Annotated in this window: 21 protein-coding genes; all 21 read left to right on the top strand. The window is 35.6% G+C overall.

All coding sequences use genetic code 11. The features are described from left to right. The first annotated feature begins 85 nt into the window (after positions 1 to 85). The 21 genes from serC to mgsA all read left to right on the top strand — a co-directional run bounded on the left by serC (position 86) and on the right by mgsA (position 18,811). Entirely contained in the window at positions 86 to 1,177 is a 1,092-nt protein-coding gene (gene serC, locus H8718_RS07400) for a 3-phosphoserine/phosphohydroxythreonine transaminase (RefSeq protein WP_249332447.1), read from the top strand. Then, a complete protein-coding gene (locus H8718_RS07405; RefSeq protein ID WP_177669643.1) occupies positions 1,174 to 2,331 on the top strand; it encodes a phosphoglycerate dehydrogenase in 1,158 nt (385 codons plus the stop codon). Before serC ends, H8718_RS07405 begins: the two co-directional genes overlap by 4 nt. Before the next feature lie 114 nt (positions 2,332 to 2,445). Continuing rightward, entirely contained in the window at positions 2,446 to 2,988 is a 543-nt protein-coding gene (locus tag H8718_RS07410) for an ATP-binding protein (protein WP_177669645.1), read from the top strand. A gap of 110 nt (positions 2,989 to 3,098) precedes the next feature. Beyond that, positions 3,099 to 4,415: an electron transport complex subunit RsxC gene (gene rsxC, locus H8718_RS07415; protein ID WP_249332448.1), complete on the top strand. Its 1,317-nt coding sequence runs from the start codon at positions 3,099 to 3,101 to the stop codon at positions 4,413 to 4,415. Between the two features lie 18 nt (positions 4,416 to 4,433). Further along, positions 4,434 to 5,429, top strand: coding sequence for an RnfABCDGE type electron transport complex subunit D (locus H8718_RS07420; protein ID WP_249332449.1), 996 nt, complete (start codon positions 4,434 to 4,436; stop codon positions 5,427 to 5,429). Next, positions 5,426 to 5,995 (top strand): RnfABCDGE type electron transport complex subunit G, encoded by a 570-nt coding sequence (locus H8718_RS07425; protein WP_249332450.1) that lies wholly within the window; start codon positions 5,426 to 5,428, stop codon positions 5,993 to 5,995. Before H8718_RS07420 ends, H8718_RS07425 begins: the two co-directional genes overlap by 4 nt. Then, positions 5,992 to 6,588 carry an electron transport complex subunit RsxE gene (gene rsxE, locus H8718_RS07430; RefSeq protein WP_249332451.1) on the top strand — a complete coding sequence of 199 codons (597 nt, stop codon included), beginning with the start codon at positions 5,992 to 5,994 and terminating at the stop codon, positions 6,586 to 6,588. Before H8718_RS07425 ends, rsxE begins: the two co-directional genes overlap by 4 nt. Before the next feature lie 14 nt (positions 6,589 to 6,602). Further along, on the top strand, positions 6,603 to 7,178 hold the full coding sequence (rsxA, locus tag H8718_RS07435; RefSeq protein WP_249332452.1) for an electron transport complex subunit RsxA: 576 nt from the start codon (positions 6,603 to 6,605) through the stop codon (positions 7,176 to 7,178). Positions 7,179 to 7,190: 12 nt separating this feature from the next. Then, positions 7,191 to 7,997, top strand: a complete 807-nt coding sequence (locus tag H8718_RS07440; protein ID WP_249332453.1) for an RnfABCDGE type electron transport complex subunit B — start codon at positions 7,191 to 7,193, stop codon at positions 7,995 to 7,997. Positions 7,998 to 8,100: 103 nt separating this feature from the next. Further along, positions 8,101 to 8,352: a DUF4321 domain-containing protein gene (locus H8718_RS07445; protein WP_177669658.1), complete on the top strand. Its 252-nt coding sequence runs from the start codon at positions 8,101 to 8,103 to the stop codon at positions 8,350 to 8,352. Positions 8,353 to 8,365: 13 nt separating this feature from the next. Then, the gene (locus tag H8718_RS07450) at positions 8,366 to 8,941 is read left to right on the top strand and encodes a Maf family protein (RefSeq protein ID WP_177669660.1); all 576 of its coding nucleotides are present in this window, start codon (positions 8,366 to 8,368) and stop codon (positions 8,939 to 8,941) included. 100 nt (positions 8,942 to 9,041) lie between these two features. After that, positions 9,042 to 9,725 (top strand): RadC family protein, encoded by a 684-nt coding sequence (radC, locus tag H8718_RS07455; RefSeq protein ID WP_249332454.1) that lies wholly within the window; start codon positions 9,042 to 9,044, stop codon positions 9,723 to 9,725. Between the two features lie 166 nt (positions 9,726 to 9,891). Beyond that, complete coding sequence (locus H8718_RS07460; RefSeq protein WP_177669663.1) at positions 9,892 to 10,902, top strand: rod shape-determining protein; 1,011 nt, start codon at positions 9,892 to 9,894, stop codon at positions 10,900 to 10,902. A gap of 23 nt (positions 10,903 to 10,925) precedes the next feature. Then, a complete protein-coding gene (gene mreC / locus H8718_RS07465; protein WP_249332455.1) occupies positions 10,926 to 11,759 on the top strand; it encodes a rod shape-determining protein MreC in 834 nt (277 codons plus the stop codon). Positions 11,760 to 11,770: 11 nt separating this feature from the next. After that, positions 11,771 to 12,280, top strand: a complete 510-nt coding sequence (mreD, locus tag H8718_RS07470; RefSeq protein ID WP_177669667.1) for a rod shape-determining protein MreD — start codon at positions 11,771 to 11,773, stop codon at positions 12,278 to 12,280. Positions 12,281 to 12,295: 15 nt separating this feature from the next. Next, the gene (locus tag H8718_RS07475) at positions 12,296 to 15,427 is read left to right on the top strand and encodes a penicillin-binding transpeptidase domain-containing protein (protein WP_177669669.1); all 3,132 of its coding nucleotides are present in this window, start codon (positions 12,296 to 12,298) and stop codon (positions 15,425 to 15,427) included. A 15-nt stretch (positions 15,428 to 15,442) separates the two neighbouring features. Further along, the gene (locus tag H8718_RS07480; protein ID WP_177669671.1) at positions 15,443 to 16,126 is read left to right on the top strand and encodes a septum site-determining protein MinC; all 684 of its coding nucleotides are present in this window, start codon (positions 15,443 to 15,445) and stop codon (positions 16,124 to 16,126) included. Positions 16,127 to 16,156: 30 nt separating this feature from the next. After that, the gene (gene minD, locus H8718_RS07485; protein ID WP_177669673.1) at positions 16,157 to 16,954 is read left to right on the top strand and encodes a septum site-determining protein MinD; all 798 of its coding nucleotides are present in this window, start codon (positions 16,157 to 16,159) and stop codon (positions 16,952 to 16,954) included. A 27-nt stretch (positions 16,955 to 16,981) separates the two neighbouring features. Next, on the top strand, positions 16,982 to 17,257 hold the full coding sequence (gene minE / locus H8718_RS07490) for a cell division topological specificity factor MinE (protein ID WP_408646574.1): 276 nt from the start codon (positions 16,982 to 16,984) through the stop codon (positions 17,255 to 17,257). Between the two features lie 22 nt (positions 17,258 to 17,279). Continuing rightward, entirely contained in the window at positions 17,280 to 18,404 is a 1,125-nt protein-coding gene (rodA, locus tag H8718_RS07495; protein WP_177669677.1) for a rod shape-determining protein RodA, read from the top strand. 11 nt (positions 18,405 to 18,415) lie between these two features. Then, a complete protein-coding gene (gene mgsA / locus H8718_RS07500) occupies positions 18,416 to 18,811 on the top strand; it encodes a methylglyoxal synthase (protein WP_177669679.1) in 396 nt (131 codons plus the stop codon). Positions 18,812 to 18,863 lie beyond the last annotated feature (52 nt).

Genomic DNA, 18,863 nt, shown 5'->3' on the forward strand with positions numbered 1-18,863 from the left:
TTATTAATTATTTTATAAATTAAAAGTGTAATTTAATATTTATAGCACATTAAAGTGCAAAAGAATCTAAAGGGAGGATGTCAATATGAGAGTCTACAATTTTTCAGCAGGACCAGCTGTATTGCCTCTTGAAGTCTTAGAAAAAGCACAAAGTGAATTTGTCTGCTTTCAGGATTCAGGGATGAGTGTCATGGAGATGAGTCATCGCTCTAAGGCATATAGCCAAATTATTGAAGGAACTGAAGCAAAGTTAAGACAGCTTATGCAGATACCAGATACTTATAAAGTACTGTTTCTGCAAGGTGGCGCATCTTTACAATTTACCATGGTACCTATGAATTTGATGACAGGTTCTAAAAAAGCTGATTTTATTGACACAGGTGTATGGTCATCAAAAGCTATTAAAGAAGCCAAAAAGTTCGGGAAAGCTAATGTGATTGCATCCTCCAAGGCGGATACTTATTCATATATTCCAACTTATAAAAAAGAGCAGTTTGATAAAGAAGCAGATTATGTATATATCTGTCAGAATAATACAATTTATGGAACTAAATTTAACACATTGCCTAATACAGGGAATGTGCCTTTAGTGGCTGATCTTTCTTCTTGTATCTTATCAGAAAAGATGGATGTAAATCGCTATGGGATTATTTTTGCAGGTGCTCAAAAAAATTTAGGTCCCGCTGGTGTAACAGTAGTGATTATAAGAGAGGATTTGATTGGAAGAGTAGATGAAAGTATTCCAACTATGCTTAATTATAAAACCCATGCAGCTAACGATTCCATGTTCAATACACCACCTACTTATGCCATTTATATGTTAGGACTTGTTTTGGAGTGGATGCTTGCACAAGGTGGTATAGAAGTTATAGAAAAGAAAAATAAAGAGAAAGCATCAATTCTTTATGATTATTTAGATACGTCTAAATTGTTTAGAGGTACAGCGGCTAAAGAGGATCGTTCTCTTATGAATATCCCTTTTGTAACAGGAGATGAAACATTAGATGCAGCTTTTGTAAAAGCAGCTACAGCTAAGGGTCTTGTTAATTTGAAAGGACATAGAAGTGTAGGCGGTATGCGTGCAAGTATTTATAATGCCATGCCAATAGATGGTGTCAAGGCACTCGTTGATTTTATGAAACAATTTGAAAGACAGCATGAGGAGGGGATTTTATGAGTAAAATTTATACGCTCAATAAGATTTCATCCAAAGGATTAGAAGGTTTTGGTCAGTGTTATGAAGTTCAAGAAAGTTTACAAGATGCAGATGCCATTTTAGTAAGAAGTGCTAAAATGCATGAACTAGAGCTTCCGAAGTCTGTAAAGGCAATTGCAAGGGCTGGAGCAGGGGTTAATAATATTCCTATTGATGCTTGTACTCAAAAGGGAATTGTCGTTTTTAATACACCTGGAGCTAACGCTAATGCAGTAAAGGAAATGGTCATTGCAGGACTTTTATTATCTTCTCGTAAAATTATAGAAGGGGTAAACTGGGCACAGACTTTAAAGGGTAATATTGCTAAAGAAGTTGAAAGTGGAAAGAGTGCTTTTACAGGACCTGAAATTTTAGGTAAAAAATTAGGTGTAGTAGGGCTGGGGGCTATAGGTGTTCTAGTAGCCAATGCCACACAGGCATTAGGGATGGAAGTAATAGGCTATGATCCTTATCTTTCTGTAGATGCAGCATGGGGAATCTCTAGGCATATTAGGCATGCACATACATTAGAAGAAGTATTAGGGCAAGCAGATTATATTACAATTCATGCTCCTCTTACATCTGCTACAAAAGAAATGTTTAATGAAGAAGCTTTTAATAAAATGAAAAAAGGTGTACGACTTTTGAATTTTGCAAGGGATACTTTAGTAGACAATCAAGCACTTGTAAAAGCTATTGAAAAAGGAACTATAGAAAAGTATGTAACAGATTTTCCAGTAGAAGGTCTTATAGGGCATCCTCAAATTATAACCATTCCTCATCTAGGTGCTTCTACACCAGAATCAGAAGATAACTGTGCAGTTATGGCAGTTAAAGAGCTTAAGGGTTACTTAGAGAAGGGTACGATTACAAACTCTGTGAATTTCCCAGAATGTGAGATGCCGTGGCATGCAACTTTTAGATTGACATTGATTCATAAAAATATTCCAGCTATGATTGGAAAGATTACAAGTATTATTGCAGAAGAGGGCATTAATATTTCAGATATGATTAATAAAAGCAAGGGAGAATGGGCGTATACCATTATTGACACAGATACAAAAGTAACGGATATAAAGATTAAAAGTATAGAAGCTCTTGACGATATGATTAAAGTAAGAGTATTATCAAAGTAAGACAAGAAAAGATGACAACAACATAAAAAGGCTGCTACAAAATAAGAAAGATAGATTATTTTGTAGCAGCTTTTTATTTATTTGAAAATAAGATTTAATAAGGAGGTATGAAAGATGAAAGAAATGGCATTACATATTTTAGATATTATACAGAACAGCATTCGGGCAGAGGCAACATGTATTATACTTCGCATAGAGGAGAAGCCATCTGTTGATAGATTTGTAATAGAGATTGAGGATAATGGTAAAGGTATGCCCGAAGCCATTAGAAGTACTGTAACCAATCCTTTTACAACAACACGCACCTTAAGGAGGGTAGGGCTTGGTATTCCACTTTTGCATCAGCTCTGTGAAGAATGTGAGGGGAAACTTACTATAGATAGTAAAGAGGGAGAAGGAACTAGAATAAAGGCTATTATGCGTTACCATCATATTGATAGACTCCCTTTAGGGGATATGGTAGGCACCCTATATATGCTTATTATGGCTAAACCAGAGATTCGCTATATTTATGAGCATGATTATGAAGCACAAGGTTTCAGAATGGATACGGAGCAGATTGTAGAAATGTTAGATGGTTTACCTATTAACCATCCAGATATTCTAACCTGGATTAAGAGCTATATAGCAGAAAATGAAAGGGCACTCTATAAATAAGTAAAGTGTATAAATTAATCTGTGTTTTGTTGAGAAATTAGAATATAAAGTTTATAATTTTGGTAGGAGGCAAATATACTAAGAGTAAGACAGAAAGAGGGGGGAAATACATGAAACTTTTAAGTTTTAAAAAAGGTATCCATCCAAAATATTATAAAGAATTAACTAGGGATAAAACTATTGAGCTTCTAATGCCAAAAGATGAACTTGTCTATCCTATGCAGCAACATATAGGTAGCCCGTGCAAACCTATTGTCAAAAAGGGCGATCACGTTTTAGTAGGACAGAAGATTGGGGAAGAGACAGGATATGTATGTGCACCTATTTACAGTACAGTATCTGGTATAGTAAAAGCTGTTGAAGAGCGATTGAATTTTCAAGGTATGCAGGTTTTATCAGTAGTTGTGGTCAATGACTATACTTATGAGGAAGTGCCTCATTTGCAAGAGGCACCGTTTAGAGATTACAAAACACTTACGAAAGAAGAAATTGTAGAAATCGTTAAAGAAGCAGGACTTGTAGGAATGGGAGGAGCTACTTTTCCTACTCATATTAAGCTTTCTCCGCCTGCTCATAAGATTATTAAACATATCATTATCAATGGAGCTGAATGTGAGCCTTACTTAACATCCGACCACCGGATTATGTTAGAGGAAGGTACATGTATTATAGATGGTATTAAAATTCTTTTACATATGTTCAGTGAAGCGACAGCTTCTATAGGGATAGAAGATAATAAAAAAGATGCTATAAGTCATTTGAAAGAGCTATGCCAAGGAGAACCTAAAATAGAAGTAGAAGTATTAGAAACTAAATATCCTCAAGGTTCAGAAAAACATCTCATTTATGCTATTACAGGCAAAGAGGTGCCAAGTGGTAAGCTACCCGCTGATATAGGGGCTATTGTGCTTAATATTGATTCAGTTGTAGCTATATGGCGTGCAGTAACCAAACACAGGCCTATTATGCGACGTATTGTCACTGTATCAGGAAAAGGAGTAGACAAACCTTCTAACTTTAAAGTAAGACTAGGGATGTCTTATAGGGAGTTATTAGAAGCAGCAGGATGGGATGAGAGGAGAACAGTAAGGATCATTTCTGGTGGACCTATGATGGGGACAGCCTTAAGCTCAGTAGATGTACCAGTTGGAAAAGGAACTTCTGCTATCTTATGTCTTACGGCTGAAGAAATTGGAGAATATGAAATGTCTAACTGTATAAGATGTGGAAGATGTGTAGAGGCTTGTGCTATGAGGCTCGTGCCTAATACACTGCATCAGGCAGCTCTCAATAAAGATGATGAAACTTTTATGGCCTATCACGGTATGGACTGTATAGAGTGTGGGAGTTGCAGCTATGTATGCCCAGCAAGAAGACCTATTGTACAGACTATTAGAACAGAAAAAAATAGGATAAGACGAAAATAGGACGAAGGAGAATAAGACATGGAAAAATTATTTACAGTGGCATCTTCACCTCATGCACACCAGAAGCAAAATGTACAGAGTATTATGCGGGATGTAGTCATTGCACTTATTCCAGCATTTCTAGTAGGTACATACCTATTTGGATTAAAGGCTTTATGGACTACACTTCTATGTGTTCTATCTTGCGTAGCCTTTGAAGCCATTTGGCAAAAGTTTACCCATCAAAAAGTGACCATTACAGATTTAAGTGCTGTTGTAACAGGGATGCTATTAGCTTTTAACTTACCAGCAGATATACCCATCTATGTACCTATAGTAGGTTCCTTTGTAGCAATCATTCTAGCTAAACAGATGTTTGGAGGTATTGGGCAGAACTTTATTAACCCGGCTCTTGCAGCACGTGCCTTTTTACTTGCAGCTTATCCTACTGCAATGACTAACTTTCAAAAACCTGAACGTTTTATGGGAAGTGCACCTGTTACCAATTGGGATGCAACATCTGCAGCATCAGCTGTAGATACACTTTCAGGTGCTACACCACTTGTAGCGTTTAAATTAGGAGATTCAAGCTATATGCCTTCTTTAATGGATGCTTTTTTAGGAAATATAGGAGGATGCCTAGGTGAAGTATGTGCGCTAGCTTTACTTTTAGGAGGGCTTTATCTTATTTATAGGAAAGTTATTTCTTGGCATATTCCAGTATGCTATTTAGGTACACTTTTTATTGTGACAATGTTATTTAGTGGGCATGGGTTATACGAAAGCTTTACTTCACTGTTTTTAGGGGGAGCTATGTTAGGTGCTTTCTTTATGGCGACAGACTATACGACAACACCGATGACTCATAAAGGACAAATACTTTTTGCTGTGATGGCAGGTATCATTGCAGGCGTTATTAGGATTTTTGGAGGTTACCCAGAAGGAGTAAGCTATAGTATTTTACTTATGAACCTTGCTGTACCACTTATTGATAAATTTATGAAACCTGTTCGTTTTGGAGGTGGCAAAGCATGAGAGAACCATTAAAATTAGGTGCCATTTTACTTGTGATTACAACTATATGTGCAGGGCTATTAGGTTTTATTAATAATCTAACAGCACCAGTAATTAAATTAGGCAGACAAGAGACACAAAATCAAGCTGTTAAAAAACTTTTGCCAGATGTTGAAACGGTTAAAGAAATTGAAGTGACAGATCAGGATAAAATAACTACAGCTTTTATTACTTATAAAGGAAGTGATTACACAGGCAGTGTTATTAAAGTTTATCCAGAAGGCTATGGTGGGAGTATTGAGCTTTTAGTAGGTATTTTGCCAGAAGGAAAGGTGGCAGGTATTCAAGTATTAAGCCATCAAGAGACACCAGGTCTTGGAGCGAATATGGATAAGGAAGATTTTAAAGAACAATTTCCAGGTAAGCAGACCCCTATAGTTGTTAATAAAATGAATCCGAGTGAAAATGAAATTATGGCTATTACGGGTGCTACTATTACAAGCAAGGGGGTAGCAGATGGTGTTAACTTAGCTGCTGAATATGTTCAAAGCCATCAAGAAGAATGGCAGAAGGGGGATGCTCAATGAAAACATTACTTGAAAGGTTAAAAGCAGGAATTTTAATAGATAATCCTACCTTTATGCAGGTACTAGGTATGTGCCCTACATTAGCTGTTACAACAAGTGCACAAAATGCAGTGGGGATGGGGCTAGCTACAACCGCAGTACTTATTTGCTCAAATACAGTTATTTCACTTCTTAGAAAATGTATTCCTTCCAAAATACGTATTCCAGCATTTGTTGTCATTATTGCAAGCTTTGTAACCATGATTGACCTACTCTTGCAGGCTTATATTCCGGCACTTCATGCACAACTTGGCCTTTTTCTTCCTTTAATTGTAGTAAACTGTCTCATATTAGGAAGAGCAGAAGCTTATGCTTCTAAAAATAAGGTGATTCCTTCTTTATTTGATGGACTAGGGATGGGACTTGGATTTACACTAGCTCTTACAACCATTGGTACGGTTAGAGAAATACTGGGTGCAGGGAGCTTATTTGGAATAAGTGTTATGCCAGCAACCTATGAACCAGCTATCATTATGATTTTAGCGCCAGGTGCCTTCTTTACTTTAGCTATTTTAATGGCTATTTTAAATGCAATTAGGGCTAGAAAACACTAGAGGGGGATGTAACGATGGAATTATTACTAGTATTTTTAGGTGCTGCATTAGTGAACAACTTTGTTCTTACAAGGTTTTTAGGAATTTGTCCTTTTTTAGGTGTTTCTAAAAAAATAGAAACAGCTATAGGTATGGGTATGGCTGTAACTTTTGTAATGGGCCTTGCTTCAATGATTTCTTATATTGTTTATGAATTTATTTTACAGCCTTTACATTTAGAGTATCTTTATACAGTAGCATTTATTTTAGTTATCGCATCTTTAGTACAGTTTGTGGAAATGGTTATTCAAAAGACAAGTCCATCTCTTTATTCAGCACTAGGTGTTTACTTGCCACTGATTACAACAAATTGTGCTGTACTGGGTGTAGCTATTATCAATATGCAAAAATCCTATACACTCATTGAATCTATTGTAAATGGTGTGGGTGGTGCAATAGGGTTTACTTTAGTTATTGTACTTTTTGCAGGTATACGTGAACGTATTGAAAAGAATAATATTTTACCATATTTAAAAGGTTTTCCAATAGCACTTATTACAGCAGGGTTTATGGCAATTGCCTTCTTAGGCTTTCAGAACCTAATTAAATAGGAGGGGAAAAACATGGATTTAACAGCAGTGATCAACCCTATTTTAGCCATAGGCGGTATGGGGCTCGTTTTTGGAGTAGGACTTGGTATTGCCTCAAAGAAATTTGCAGTGCCTGTAGATGAAAAGGTAGAAGGTATAAGAGAAAATCTTCCAGGAGCCAACTGCGGAGGGTGTGGCTTTGCAGGTTGTGATGCCTTTGCTAAAGCAGTTGCAAGCGGTGAGGCAAAAGCTAATGGATGTCCTGTAAGCAGCAAGCTTCAGAAAGAGGCTATTGCTAAAATTATGGGAGAAGAAGTTGTCGAATGTTCTAAACAGGTAGCCATTGTAAGATGCCAGGGTAATCATGATTTGGCGCGTGAGAAGTATGAGTATGAGGGTATTTTGACTTGTGAAGATGCACATTTAGTAGGGGGAGGAGCAAAAGCTTGTACATATGGATGTTTAGGATACGGAAGTTGCCAAAAAGCATGTCCATTCGATGCTATTGCGATAGAAAATGGTTTAGCCGTTATTCATGAAGATAAGTGTAAAGCTTGTAGTGCCTGCGTGGTTGCCTGTCCAAGACAGCTGATTTATATAGGAGATGCAGGGACAAAATATCAAGTTATGTGCAAATCCTATGATAAAGGAAAAATTGTAAAAGGAAATTGCCAAGTAGGTTGTATAGGATGTGGTCTTTGTGTCAAACAATGCGAGTTGGGTGCGATTACATTAGAAAATGGACTGGCTACTATTGATCCCTCTAAGTGTACGGAGTGCGGCAAATGTATAGGGAAATGTCCAACTCATGCCCTTACACTTTATCACGAAGAAGATTAATAGTAATAAGAAGCTCTTTGAAAATAAGAGCTTCTTATTTTGTGTGTATTTAAACTATGATATAATAATGGGATGATACAAAGGATAAGTAGGGGGATAAAAGATGAAAGCAAAAAATTTCTGGGTTTTACTGCTTTGTATGTTGGCAGGGCTTACAGTAGGTTATTTTATAGGAGAGTTATGTACGAAAGTACCTGGTTTAAGTTTTATGAATTACCAGCAGATTTTTGGCCTTGAAGAGCCTATACCTATTGACTTAGGTGTTATAAGTGCTGTATTTAAATTTCAAATTAAAATTAGTCTAGCAGGTATACTTGGGATGGTTGGCGGTATACTGATTTACAAAAAGATTTAATAAGGAGAAAGTTATGCAAAAGATTATTTTAGCTTCAAAGTCTCCAAGACGCAAAGAGCTTATGGGGCTGATCCCGGTAAATTTTGAAGTGATTGCAAAGGAAGTAGAAGAGGTGATAGATAGGTGCAAAACACCTGAGGAAAACGTAAAAATGCTAGCACAGCAAAAAGCTTTAGCTGTTGCACAGGATCATGAAGATAGGTGGGTAGTGGGCTGTGATACCATTGTTGTAAATAAGATGGAGATTATGGGTAAACCGAAAGATGTACAAGGGGCTTTAAATATGCTTGAAGACTTGCAGGGAGGTTGCCATAAAGTCTGTACAGGCGTAAGTCTTGTTAATCTTAAACAAGGAGTAAGTAGAAGTTTTACGACTACAAGTCTTGTTTATATGCGAAAATTAGAGGCTGAGGAGATAGAATGGTACGTAAGTACGGGTGAACCTATGGATAAGGCAGGTGCATATGGTATTCAAGGCTATGCAAGTAACTTTGTTGAAAAAATAGAAGGTGATTACTTTAATATAGTAGGTTTGCCTGTATCAGCTCTTTATCAAGTTTTAAAAGAATATGAACTACTTAGCTTTTAGGAAATAACCTAAAAGCTTTTTTGCAATAAACTAGTAATGATTTGTATAAACATGAAAAAATTAGGTAATCATTTAATAAGTCATTAAAGGAGTTTATCTAATGAAAATAGAAGATTTTCCAGTAGAAGAGAGACCTTATGAGAAATTTATAAAATATGGAGAGAAAGCTTTAAGCGTTAGCGAACTTTTAGCTATTTTACTTCGTAGTGGGACCAGAGAGTTAAGCAGTATTGAACTTGCCAGAAATCTTGTGTTAGATATTGATCAAAAAGAACAGATTCTAAAGCTTTATGATTATACGTATGAAAGTCTTATAGCGCTAAATGGCATAGGTCCTGTTAAAGCTATACAGATTTTAACTCTATTAGAGTTAAGTCGAAGGCTTTCTAAGGCTACCTATAAACAAACTATGAAATGGACCAGTCCTAAAGATGTAGCAGGCTATTTTATGGAAGAGATGAGGCATAAGAAAAAAGAACAGTTTCTTGTTGTTTACCTAGATACAAAGTGTAAATGTATTGGTTATGAGAGAGTGTCGGAAGGAAGTCTTAATGCTTCTATTGTCCACCCAAGAGAAGTTTATAAAGGTGCTATATGCAAATCTGCTTATAGTATTATTGTCCTTCATAATCATCCAAGTGGAGAGCCCATTCCAAGTAAGGAAGATCTTCAGATTACGGCTAAACTAAAAGATACAGGAGATATTGTAGGAATTAGGCTTCTTGATCATATTATTATCGGTGATGGATGTTTTATAAGTCTGAAAGAACAAGGGTATCTTTGAAATATTTATTAAAACAAATGCAGTTTTTTTGTTGAAAAATAACGAAAAAAACTGTATCATGTTAGCTATGGGATTTTATGCAAATTCTATAGGATAACGACTTGATTAACAAATAAAATACAAGCAGATCATATGATGATTATGGACATGAGTAGGAGGAAAGAACATGTTTGGAAGAGATATGGGAATTGACTTAGGAACAGCGAATACGCTTGTTTTTGTAAAAGGTAAAGGTATTGTAGTAAATGAACCATCAGTAGTTGCCATAAAAGAAAAAACAAATCAAATTTTAGCAGTAGGTGATGAAGCTAAAAAAATGATCGGTAGGACACCAGGAAATATCGTTGCTATTAGACCACTTAGAGATGGGGTTATTGCAGACTTTGGCACAACAGAAGCAATGATTCGCTACTTTATTGGAAAAGCATATAAACAATCTTTATTCTCACCAAAACCACGTGTTATCATCTGTGTACCATCAGGGGTTACATCAGTTGAAAAACGTGCAGTTGAAGAAGCAACACTTAAAGCAGGTGCTAAACAAGCGCTTATTATGGAAGAGCCTATGGCAGCAGCTATTGGAGCTAACCTTCGTGTAGAAGAACCAACAGGAAATATGGTTGTGGATATCGGTGGTGGTACAACAGATGTAGCAGTTATTTCGTTAGGTGGTATTGTTGCAAGTCGTTCTCTTCGTATTGCAGGGGATGAATTTGATGAATACATTGTTTCTTACATTAAAAAAGAATATAACCTTATGATCGGTGAACGTACAGCAGAACAAATCAAACTTACAATTGGTGCAGCATATCCTACTGGTGAAAATAATACAATGGAAATCCGTGGCCGTGACCTTGTAACAGGACTTCCAAAAATCTTAACAATTACTTCACAAGAAGTAACAGAAGCTATCAAAGAACCTGTTAATGCTATTGTAGAAGCCATTAAATATACTTTAGAAAAAACACCACCAGAATTATCAGCAGATATTATGGAAAGTGGTATTATGCTTACAGGCGGTGGTGCACTCCTTACAGGTCTTGATACACTCATTAGCTTAGAAACAGGTATGCCGGTTAATATTGCAGAAAATCCACTTGACTGCGTAGCACAAGGGACTGGTTTAGCACTTGAAAATATTGAAAAATGGGCGGGGCTATTTGCCGACGATAAATAGATATAGACAAGGAGTAAGAGGCCGTGAAATTATCACAAAAAACCAAAAAGAAACTCATAGTAATCGGGATAAGTGTAACTGCGGTTCTCTCTGTGTCAGTAGTATTAGGTGTTAAGTATAATATCTCCATGCTTAGTAGTGTGGCAGATATTATTACCTACCCTTTTAAAAAGAGTATTTATTTTCTAACTGAACAAGTGAGTGAAGTAACGGGGTATTTTAAAAACGTAGAAGATTTGATTAGAGAAAATGAAGAACTTAAAACTCAAAATGATCGCTTACTGTATCAAAATACTATGTTAGAACAATACAAAAGTGAAAATGAAGGACTTAAGGAAATTCTATCCCTTAAACAACGTTATCAGGAATACCCAACATTAGGGGCTAATGTTATAGCAAAAGATATAAGTAACTGGTATAAATCTTTTAATATTGATAAAGGACTTATACAAGGCATTAAAGAAGAAGATGTTCTTTTATCAGGTGGAGGACTAGCTGGACATATAACAAAGGTAGATCCTCTTACATCTACTGCCATTTCTATTATAGACGATCGTAGTTCTATCAGTGTAAAAGTAGTAAGAACAGGTGACACAGGTATTTTAAGAGGTGACATTGAACTTGCTGAGAAGGGGCTGTGTAGACTAGAGATTGATATTGAGTCAGAAGTTGTAAAAGGAGATCAAATTATTACTTCTCATTTAAGTGATATTTATCCACCCGGTATTCCTATAGGAACGGTAGAAGAAGTGACAACAGGTAAAAATGGCCTGACACAATATGCTTATATCAAACCTTTTGTAGACTTCAAACATTTAGAAAATGTACTAGTTATTACTAGTGATTCTGAAGAATAGAGGGACTACTTATGCGTATAGTTGTAATAACGATTTTACTTGTTATGACACACATTCTTGAGATGACACTTTTTAAATCCATTCGAATAGGTGGAGTTGCACCTGATTTTATGCTTATGATCATTGTATCTTTTGCACTTTTAAGAGGAAGTAAGGAAGGCGCATTAATAGGAGCGCTTGCCGGACTTTTTTATGATGTAACATTTGGTATGTTTATTGGACAACATACAGTAGCGTACATACTTATTGGTTATGTATGTGGTAAGTTTAATAAGAATTTTTACAGAGAAAATTTTATTATGCCATTCTTCTGTACCCTTTTTAGTAGTTTATTTATGAGCTGTAGTTCCATGTTTATTTATGTTATGCGTGGAAAAGCCAATTTACTCTTTTTCCTTAAGGCACTAGTTATTCCAGAAGTTATTTATACAGTTACATTATCTTTAGTTCTTTATCAACTGATTTATCTAATTAATGAAAGGTTAGAACTAAGAGAAAAGAAAACAAGGAATATATTTTAAGTACAGGAGGGGCATATGAAAAAGAAAACAAATAAAATCCTCCATATGTTATCAGAACGTCTTTTCTTAATGTATTTAGGTGTATGCGTTTTATTTCTTGTTATTGTAGGGAAATTTTATCAGCTTCAGATTATTGAACATGATAAATATGCAAACAATTTAAGAGCAAGTGTAGAACGTGTTATTGATATAACAGCACCGAGGGGGCTTATTTATGACAGATACGGTAGACCTCTTGCTATTAATAAACCAACTAATGTAGTGCGTTTAGACCAACAAGTTAAGATGGATAAAGAAAAACTCAACCAAGTTTTGTTAGAACTTGCCCTTTTACTTGAGAAAAATGGTGATACTTATGAGGATAATATTCCTATTAGTAAAAGTACACCTTTTGAGTATACAGAAAGTAAGACAAGCATTAATCAGTTTATGTATTCCATTCCTTATAATGATGAAAAACATAGACAAGAACTTTTACAGAAATCAGCAAGTGAAATTATTGATTATTTAAAAGTTAAATATGATATTAAAAACATGACCGATGAAGAAGCTAGAAAAGTCATTGCCCTTCGCACAGAAATCTACAAAGTAGCTTATAGCAAATATAAACCGGTAGAACTTGCAACACATGTTTCAGATGAAACCATTGCCTACTTAGAAGAACATCATGATGATTTCCCAAGTATACTGGTAGATGTAGCGCCGGTAAGATACTATACAGAACCAGAGGTATTAGGAAACCTACTAGGTTATACCAGAACCATTACAGAAGCTCAGTATGAGGAAATGAAAGATGAAGGATATGACAAAGATGATATTGTAGGGCATGAAGGTATTGAAAAGACTATGGAAAGTGAGCTTCGAGGTCAAAAGGGTGTAGAACGCGTTGAAGTTGATAACGTAGGAAGACGTGTACACACTATAGAAAAAGATGAGGCTATTCCAGGAAATGATGTGTTTTTAACTATTGATTTAGACCTTCAGAAAGTAGCTTATGAAAGTACTGAGAGAAACCTAAGTGAAGCTTTAATTGAAAGACTTAAAGGTGGAAATGATAAGGTTGAGGCAGTATCGAGTAAAGAAATGATTGTTTCTATGCTAGAAAGTAGTCAGCTTAATCTGAAGCAAATGGATGAAGCTAAAGAAGATAGTATACAAAAGCAGCTTTATACAAGACTTATGGAAAAATACAATAGCCTAGATGCAGTTATTAAGGAAACTATGAATGCACTTGATCTCCTTATTCAACTTGTAGATGAAGAAACAGGAGATTTTACTGAAAAAGAAATTCTTCTTGCACTTAATGAACAAGGCGCACTTAACTTGTCAGAACAAACAGTTACTAACTTTATGAACAATCGACAAGGTACAACGGAAGCAACCTTAATTCAGCAACTTGAAACAGGAGGGCTAAAGCCAAACCAGATGTCTATTATGCCATCTAGTGCTGCAAGCGTAGTTGTAGATGTGCATACAGGAGAAGTACTCGCCTTAGTAGGTTACCCATCTTATGATGCTAATCAAATGACTACTAACTTTAACCGTTATTATAACACACTTTTTGATAGCAGGAGTATGCTATGGAATAGGGCACTTATGACAGCGAAGGCACCAGGATCTACTTTTAAAATGATTACAGGTATTGCAGGGCTTGAAGAAGGAGTAGTTACACCTGACACTCTGATTTATGATACCGGTGTATATGAAAAAGTAGGAACACCTGCTCCAAAATGTTGGATTCACACTAATACAGGTGGTGGACACGGTAATACTAATCTTAATAAAGCATTAGAAGTATCTTGTAACTATTACTTCTATGAGGTAGCTTATCGTTTAGGATTAAAAGGCAAAACACCTTATGGTGGGATTGATATGCTCACTAAATATGTAGAGATGTTTGGACTAGATAAGAAGACAGGTATCGAACTTGCAGAGTCACCTCCAAATATTTCAACACCCTATAACTTAGTTAAAAATCAAGTAGCTGAGCAATTTTCTATTTTAAGAAAAGCAGAAGAAGAGCGTATGGCAGGATATGTAGAAGATGTACTAGCTGAAATGGAGAAAGGCATTTATCCAATTGTTTCACAAAGTGGGCCTTCTTTAAACGAGCAAATTGATTATTTAGCCCAGTACGAGCTCAAAAGACAGTTGGAGCCTGTATTGCAAGATGGTTTTGAAGATCATTTAGAAAGTCTGATTGAAAATGCCTATAAACAAATACAGCTTAGCCTTCAAACTAAGTCTAATGAATATCTAGAAAAAATACTTCAAGGAACGATTAATGATACACAAGAAAAATCTTTAAAAAATAAAGCTAAAGTTCAAATTACAGAGGTCATAGGTGAGATGATTTCAGATCATCTAGATACACAAATTAAAGAAATTGTAGATAAGATAGATGTTTATGATATTTTAGATAGCTATGAATATGCTTATAATACACTTTATAATAGACAGTTTAAAACAGACCCTAATGGAGAAATTGTGAAAGAAGTTAAAAGACGTCTTGAAACTTTGGATGAGGATGAAGCAATTTATCGTGGTTATTTGATAGAAAAAGTGAAAAGTAACTTAATTACCTCTATTACAAATGAAATTTTGTCAGGATTAAGATTAGATTGGAAAGAGGGTACAACTGTCCGTACAGCTATTGGACAAGGTGATAATGCCTTCACACCGCTGCAGATGGCTCGCTATATTGCAGCCCTTGCAAATGGTAAAAATGTACATGACTTGCGTGTTATTAGTGGAATCAATCAGGTTAAAGAAGATCTAGGCTATATGGCTACTGATCCTGTAGTATATAATACTTTAAATCTTAAAGCCTCAACACTAGAACATATTTATGAAGGTATGTATGCTGTAACACATGGTACACTTGGTTCAGCCCGTCATACATTTAAAGACTTTGAGATAGAAGTAGCAGGTAAAACGGGAACTGCGCAGGAAGGTAAATATGAACATAGTTGGTTTGTAGGTTTTGCACCATATAAAGATCCACAGATTGCAGTCGTAACAACTGTATACAATGCAAATGGACAAGGAACTTATGGCCAGCTTATTGCAAGAGATATTTTGACAGAGTACTTTAGTTTAGGTAAAGAAGTGCCCAAAATGACATTAGATAATATGTTTGTTGAATAAAGGGGGAGACGTAATATGGAAAACCTTGTAGTGTTTAAAGGCTCTATAGATGGAATTACAGTCATGCTTGATGCACATGCACCTTTTGATGAACTATTAGATAACTTTATAACCAAGCTAGAAAGTTCAAAAAAGTTTTTTAGTGGTGCAAAAGTTAATATGCGTTTTAAAGGCAGAAAGCTTTCTAAAGAGCAGCAAGATGAGCTTATGAGCTTACTTGCCAATCAGAATATCTTAAATGTAGCCTTTATCCATGAATTTGAACAAAGTAGTAGTGATAAAAGAGAAGACTATTTGAAATGGATTGGTGAAGAGCTAGAAAGGCCTAATGTTTCTTTAACTAAATATCATTATGGTATTGTTCGTTCAGGTCAACATATAGACTTTGCCGGGAGTGTTGTTGTAATAGGGGATATTAACCCCGGCGGGGTCATTACAGCAGGTGGTAATGTAATTGTAATGGGAACCTTGAATGGGAAAGTCCATGCAGGACTTGATGAGAAATTTAAAACCCCTTTTATACTGGCTAACCATATGTATCCCATGCAGATTGGTATTCGAAATGTGATTGCACAGTCACCAGAGGGAGAGAGTGTAAGCCGGATGAAGGATGAAATGCCACAGATAGCCTATGTGAATGAAGATCAAATATATGTAGAAGAAATAGATTTTAAAACGCTTAATCATATGATAGAATAAGATAACAGAAAGAATAAGAGGGGGAAAAACATGAGTCAAGTAATCGTAGTTACATCAGGTAAAGGCGGCGTAGGTAAGACGACAACATCTGCTAATATTGGTACTGCATTAAACTTATTAGGAAAGAAAGTTGTTCTTTTAGATGCAGATATTGGTCTTAGAAATTTAGATGTGGTTATGGGTCTTGAAAATCGCATTGTCTATGATTTAGTAGATGTTGTAGAAGGCAGATGCCGTATTAAACAAGCACTTATTAAGGACAAGCGTTATGAAGGGCTCTACCTATTACCTGCTGCACAGACAAGAGATAAAGATGCAGTAAGCCCTGAGCAAATGAAAAAACTTTGTGATACATTAAAAGAAGATTTTGACTATATTATTGTAGACTGCCCAGCAGGTATTGAACAAGGCTTTAAAAATGCCGTAGCAGGAGCTGATCGTGCACTTGTTGTAACAACACCAGAGGTGTCAGCTGTACGTGATGCAGACCGTATTATTGGATTGCTAGAAGCAAATGGCATTTCGAATATTCAGCTTATTATTAACCGAGTACGTATGAATATGGTTAAACGTGGTGATATGATGGCTATGGATGATGTAGTAGAAATCCTTGCAATTAACCTTCTTGGTGTTGTGCCAGATGATGAAAATATCGTTATTACAACCAATAGAGGAGAACCAGCAGTATCTGATAAAAATGCTTTAGCAGGTAAAGCATTTAGAAATATTGCAGACCGTATTGAAGGAAATGAAGTACCATTTTTAGATTTAGATATGGACAATGGTTTTTTAGGTAAGCTTAAAAAAATATTTGGTTTTAATAACTAAAATAAGCAAAGAGGGTGAAAAGGGATGCTGGATTTTAGTCAACTATTTGGTAGAAAAAATCAGTCAAGTCATGTTGCAAAAGATAGGTTAAAACTTGTACTTATTCATGACCGTATGAACTGTTCAACAGAACTTCTAGAAATGATGCGTTCTGATATTATTGCTGTTATTTCAAAATATGTAGATATTGATACAGATGAATTTAATATTGAGGTATCTTCTCTGGAATGTGATAAAGAAGGGAATAAAGCACCTGTTTTGTCAGCTAATATTCCAATTAAAAATTTAAAAAAAGTAAGATAACTAAGAAAGGTAAAGTTAGAACATGTTCAATTTTAAGAGAGAACATCTAAAGAAGATAGATTATTGGCTTGTACTATGCATATTTGCACTAGTAGGGATTGGTATGCTTGCCATCAGTAGTGCAACTTCTTATTCGGGTGATATAGATATATTAAGATCTCAATTTCTGTTCTTTATAGCAGGGCTTGGACTTATGGTTTTGGCTATGTCTATAGACTATCACCTATTAGGAGAATGGTATTTGCCTATTTATATTTTGATGAATATTGTACTGATTGCTGTATTCTTCCTTGGTAAAAATGTTAACGGAGCGACAAGATGGATCCAAGTTGGTCCTATGACTATACAGCCTTCTGAATTTGCCAAGATTGGTTGTATTTTATGTACAGCAAAAATGTTAGAGAAGTATAATGATAAAATAAATAGTATTCCTTCTCTTCTTATTATTGGACTATTTCATTTTGTGCCTTTTATTCTTGTAAATAGACAGCCCAATTTATCAACCAGTCTTGTCATTTTAGGGATTCTAGTGATACAATTATTTATAAGTAAACTAGACTTTAAAGTAATGCTTACGACGGTAGGGATAGGCACCTTAGTGTTAGGTATTGCACTGGCCTATATTATTGGGAATCCAAATCAAAAACTTCTTCCAGATTATCAACGTAACCGTATTGTGACTAAAATACAGGGGGGAGATAACCTGGCAGAAAACTATCAAACGAATCAGTCCGTTCATGCTATTGGTTCAGGAGGACTTGAGGGGAAAGGTTTATATCAAGGTGCTATTAGTCAGCTGAATTACTTACCAGAGTCTCATAATGACTTTATTGTAGCCATTATTGCAGAGGAGTTTGGTTTTATAGGTATATTAATCGTACTAGGTATTATTCTCTTTATGATTGCTAGGGGGCTTTGGATTGCACATGCTGCTCCGGATAATTTTGGTAGATTTATTATTGCAGGCTATATGGGTATGATTGCCATGCAAACCTTTGTAAATATGGGGGTTGTAACAAGCTTATTACCTAATACAGGCTTACCTTTACCTTTTATTAGCTATGGTGGAAGCTCATTATGGGCGAATATGATTGGTATAGGATTAGTGTTAAATGTTGGGATGAGAAAAGAAAAATCAATGTTTTAGGAGGTAAGTTGATGAATATCGGACTTATAGCACATGATGCTAAAAAGAAACTTATGGAAAACTTTACAATTGCCTACAGACATATATTAGCGAAACACACTTTATATGCCACAGGCACAACAGGTAGGTTAGTAGAAGAAGCAACTAACTTAAATATTTACAAATATTTAGCAGGTCATCTGGGTGGTGCACAGCAGCTTGGCGCTCAAATTGCACACAACCAGTTAGATATGGTTATTTTCTTAAGAGACCCTGTTACTCAAAAAGTACATGAGCCAGACGTGGGTGCTTTAGAGAGACTATGTGATATCCATAATATTCCTATAGCGACCAATCTCGCAACAGCTGAACTTTTAGTGAAAGCTCTTGAAAGAGGAGACTTAAGCTGGAGAGAAGTTGTAAGATAAAAAAGACTTAAACAAGTCTTTTTTTTATGGATATTTATAGATGCTAAACTAA

The organism is Zhenhengia yiwuensis, from assembly GCF_014384995.1.
GTDB classification, from domain to species: domain Bacteria; phylum Bacillota; class Clostridia; order Lachnospirales; family Cellulosilyticaceae; genus Zhenhengia; species Zhenhengia yiwuensis.

Excerpts from the sequence above, each read along its gene's own strand:
- rodA (WP_177669677.1), top strand. The coding sequence starts at position 17,280 with ATGTTCAATTTTAAGAGAGAACATCTAAAGAAGATAGATTATTGGCTT.
- H8718_RS07445 (WP_177669658.1), top strand. The coding sequence starts at position 8,101 with ATGAAAGCAAAAAATTTCTGGGTTTTACTGCTTTGTATGTTGGCAGGG.
- rsxA (WP_249332452.1), top strand. The coding sequence starts at position 6,603 with ATGGAATTATTACTAGTATTTTTAGGTGCTGCATTAGTGAACAACTTT.
- H8718_RS07450 (WP_177669660.1), top strand. The coding sequence starts at position 8,366 with ATGCAAAAGATTATTTTAGCTTCAAAGTCTCCAAGACGCAAAGAGCTT.
- rsxC (WP_249332448.1), top strand. The coding sequence starts at position 3,099 with ATGAAACTTTTAAGTTTTAAAAAAGGTATCCATCCAAAATATTATAAA.
- serC (WP_249332447.1), top strand. The coding sequence starts at position 86 with ATGAGAGTCTACAATTTTTCAGCAGGACCAGCTGTATTGCCTCTTGAA.
- H8718_RS07405 (WP_177669643.1), top strand. The coding sequence starts at position 1,174 with ATGAGTAAAATTTATACGCTCAATAAGATTTCATCCAAAGGATTAGAA.
- mreD (WP_177669667.1), top strand. The coding sequence starts at position 11,771 with ATGCGTATAGTTGTAATAACGATTTTACTTGTTATGACACACATTCTT.
- H8718_RS07475 (WP_177669669.1), top strand. The coding sequence starts at position 12,296 with ATGAAAAAGAAAACAAATAAAATCCTCCATATGTTATCAGAACGTCTT.
- minD (WP_177669673.1), top strand. The coding sequence starts at position 16,157 with ATGAGTCAAGTAATCGTAGTTACATCAGGTAAAGGCGGCGTAGGTAAG.
- H8718_RS07410 (WP_177669645.1), top strand. The coding sequence starts at position 2,446 with ATGAAAGAAATGGCATTACATATTTTAGATATTATACAGAACAGCATT.
- H8718_RS07420 (WP_249332449.1), top strand. The coding sequence starts at position 4,434 with ATGGAAAAATTATTTACAGTGGCATCTTCACCTCATGCACACCAGAAG.
- radC (WP_249332454.1), top strand. The coding sequence starts at position 9,042 with ATGAAAATAGAAGATTTTCCAGTAGAAGAGAGACCTTATGAGAAATTT.
- H8718_RS07480 (WP_177669671.1), top strand. The coding sequence starts at position 15,443 with ATGGAAAACCTTGTAGTGTTTAAAGGCTCTATAGATGGAATTACAGTC.
- mgsA (WP_177669679.1), top strand. The coding sequence starts at position 18,416 with ATGAATATCGGACTTATAGCACATGATGCTAAAAAGAAACTTATGGAA.
- H8718_RS07425 (WP_249332450.1), top strand. The coding sequence starts at position 5,426 with ATGAGAGAACCATTAAAATTAGGTGCCATTTTACTTGTGATTACAACT.
- H8718_RS07440 (WP_249332453.1), top strand. The coding sequence starts at position 7,191 with ATGGATTTAACAGCAGTGATCAACCCTATTTTAGCCATAGGCGGTATG.
- rsxE (WP_249332451.1), top strand. The coding sequence starts at position 5,992 with ATGAAAACATTACTTGAAAGGTTAAAAGCAGGAATTTTAATAGATAAT.
- H8718_RS07460 (WP_177669663.1), top strand. The coding sequence starts at position 9,892 with ATGTTTGGAAGAGATATGGGAATTGACTTAGGAACAGCGAATACGCTT.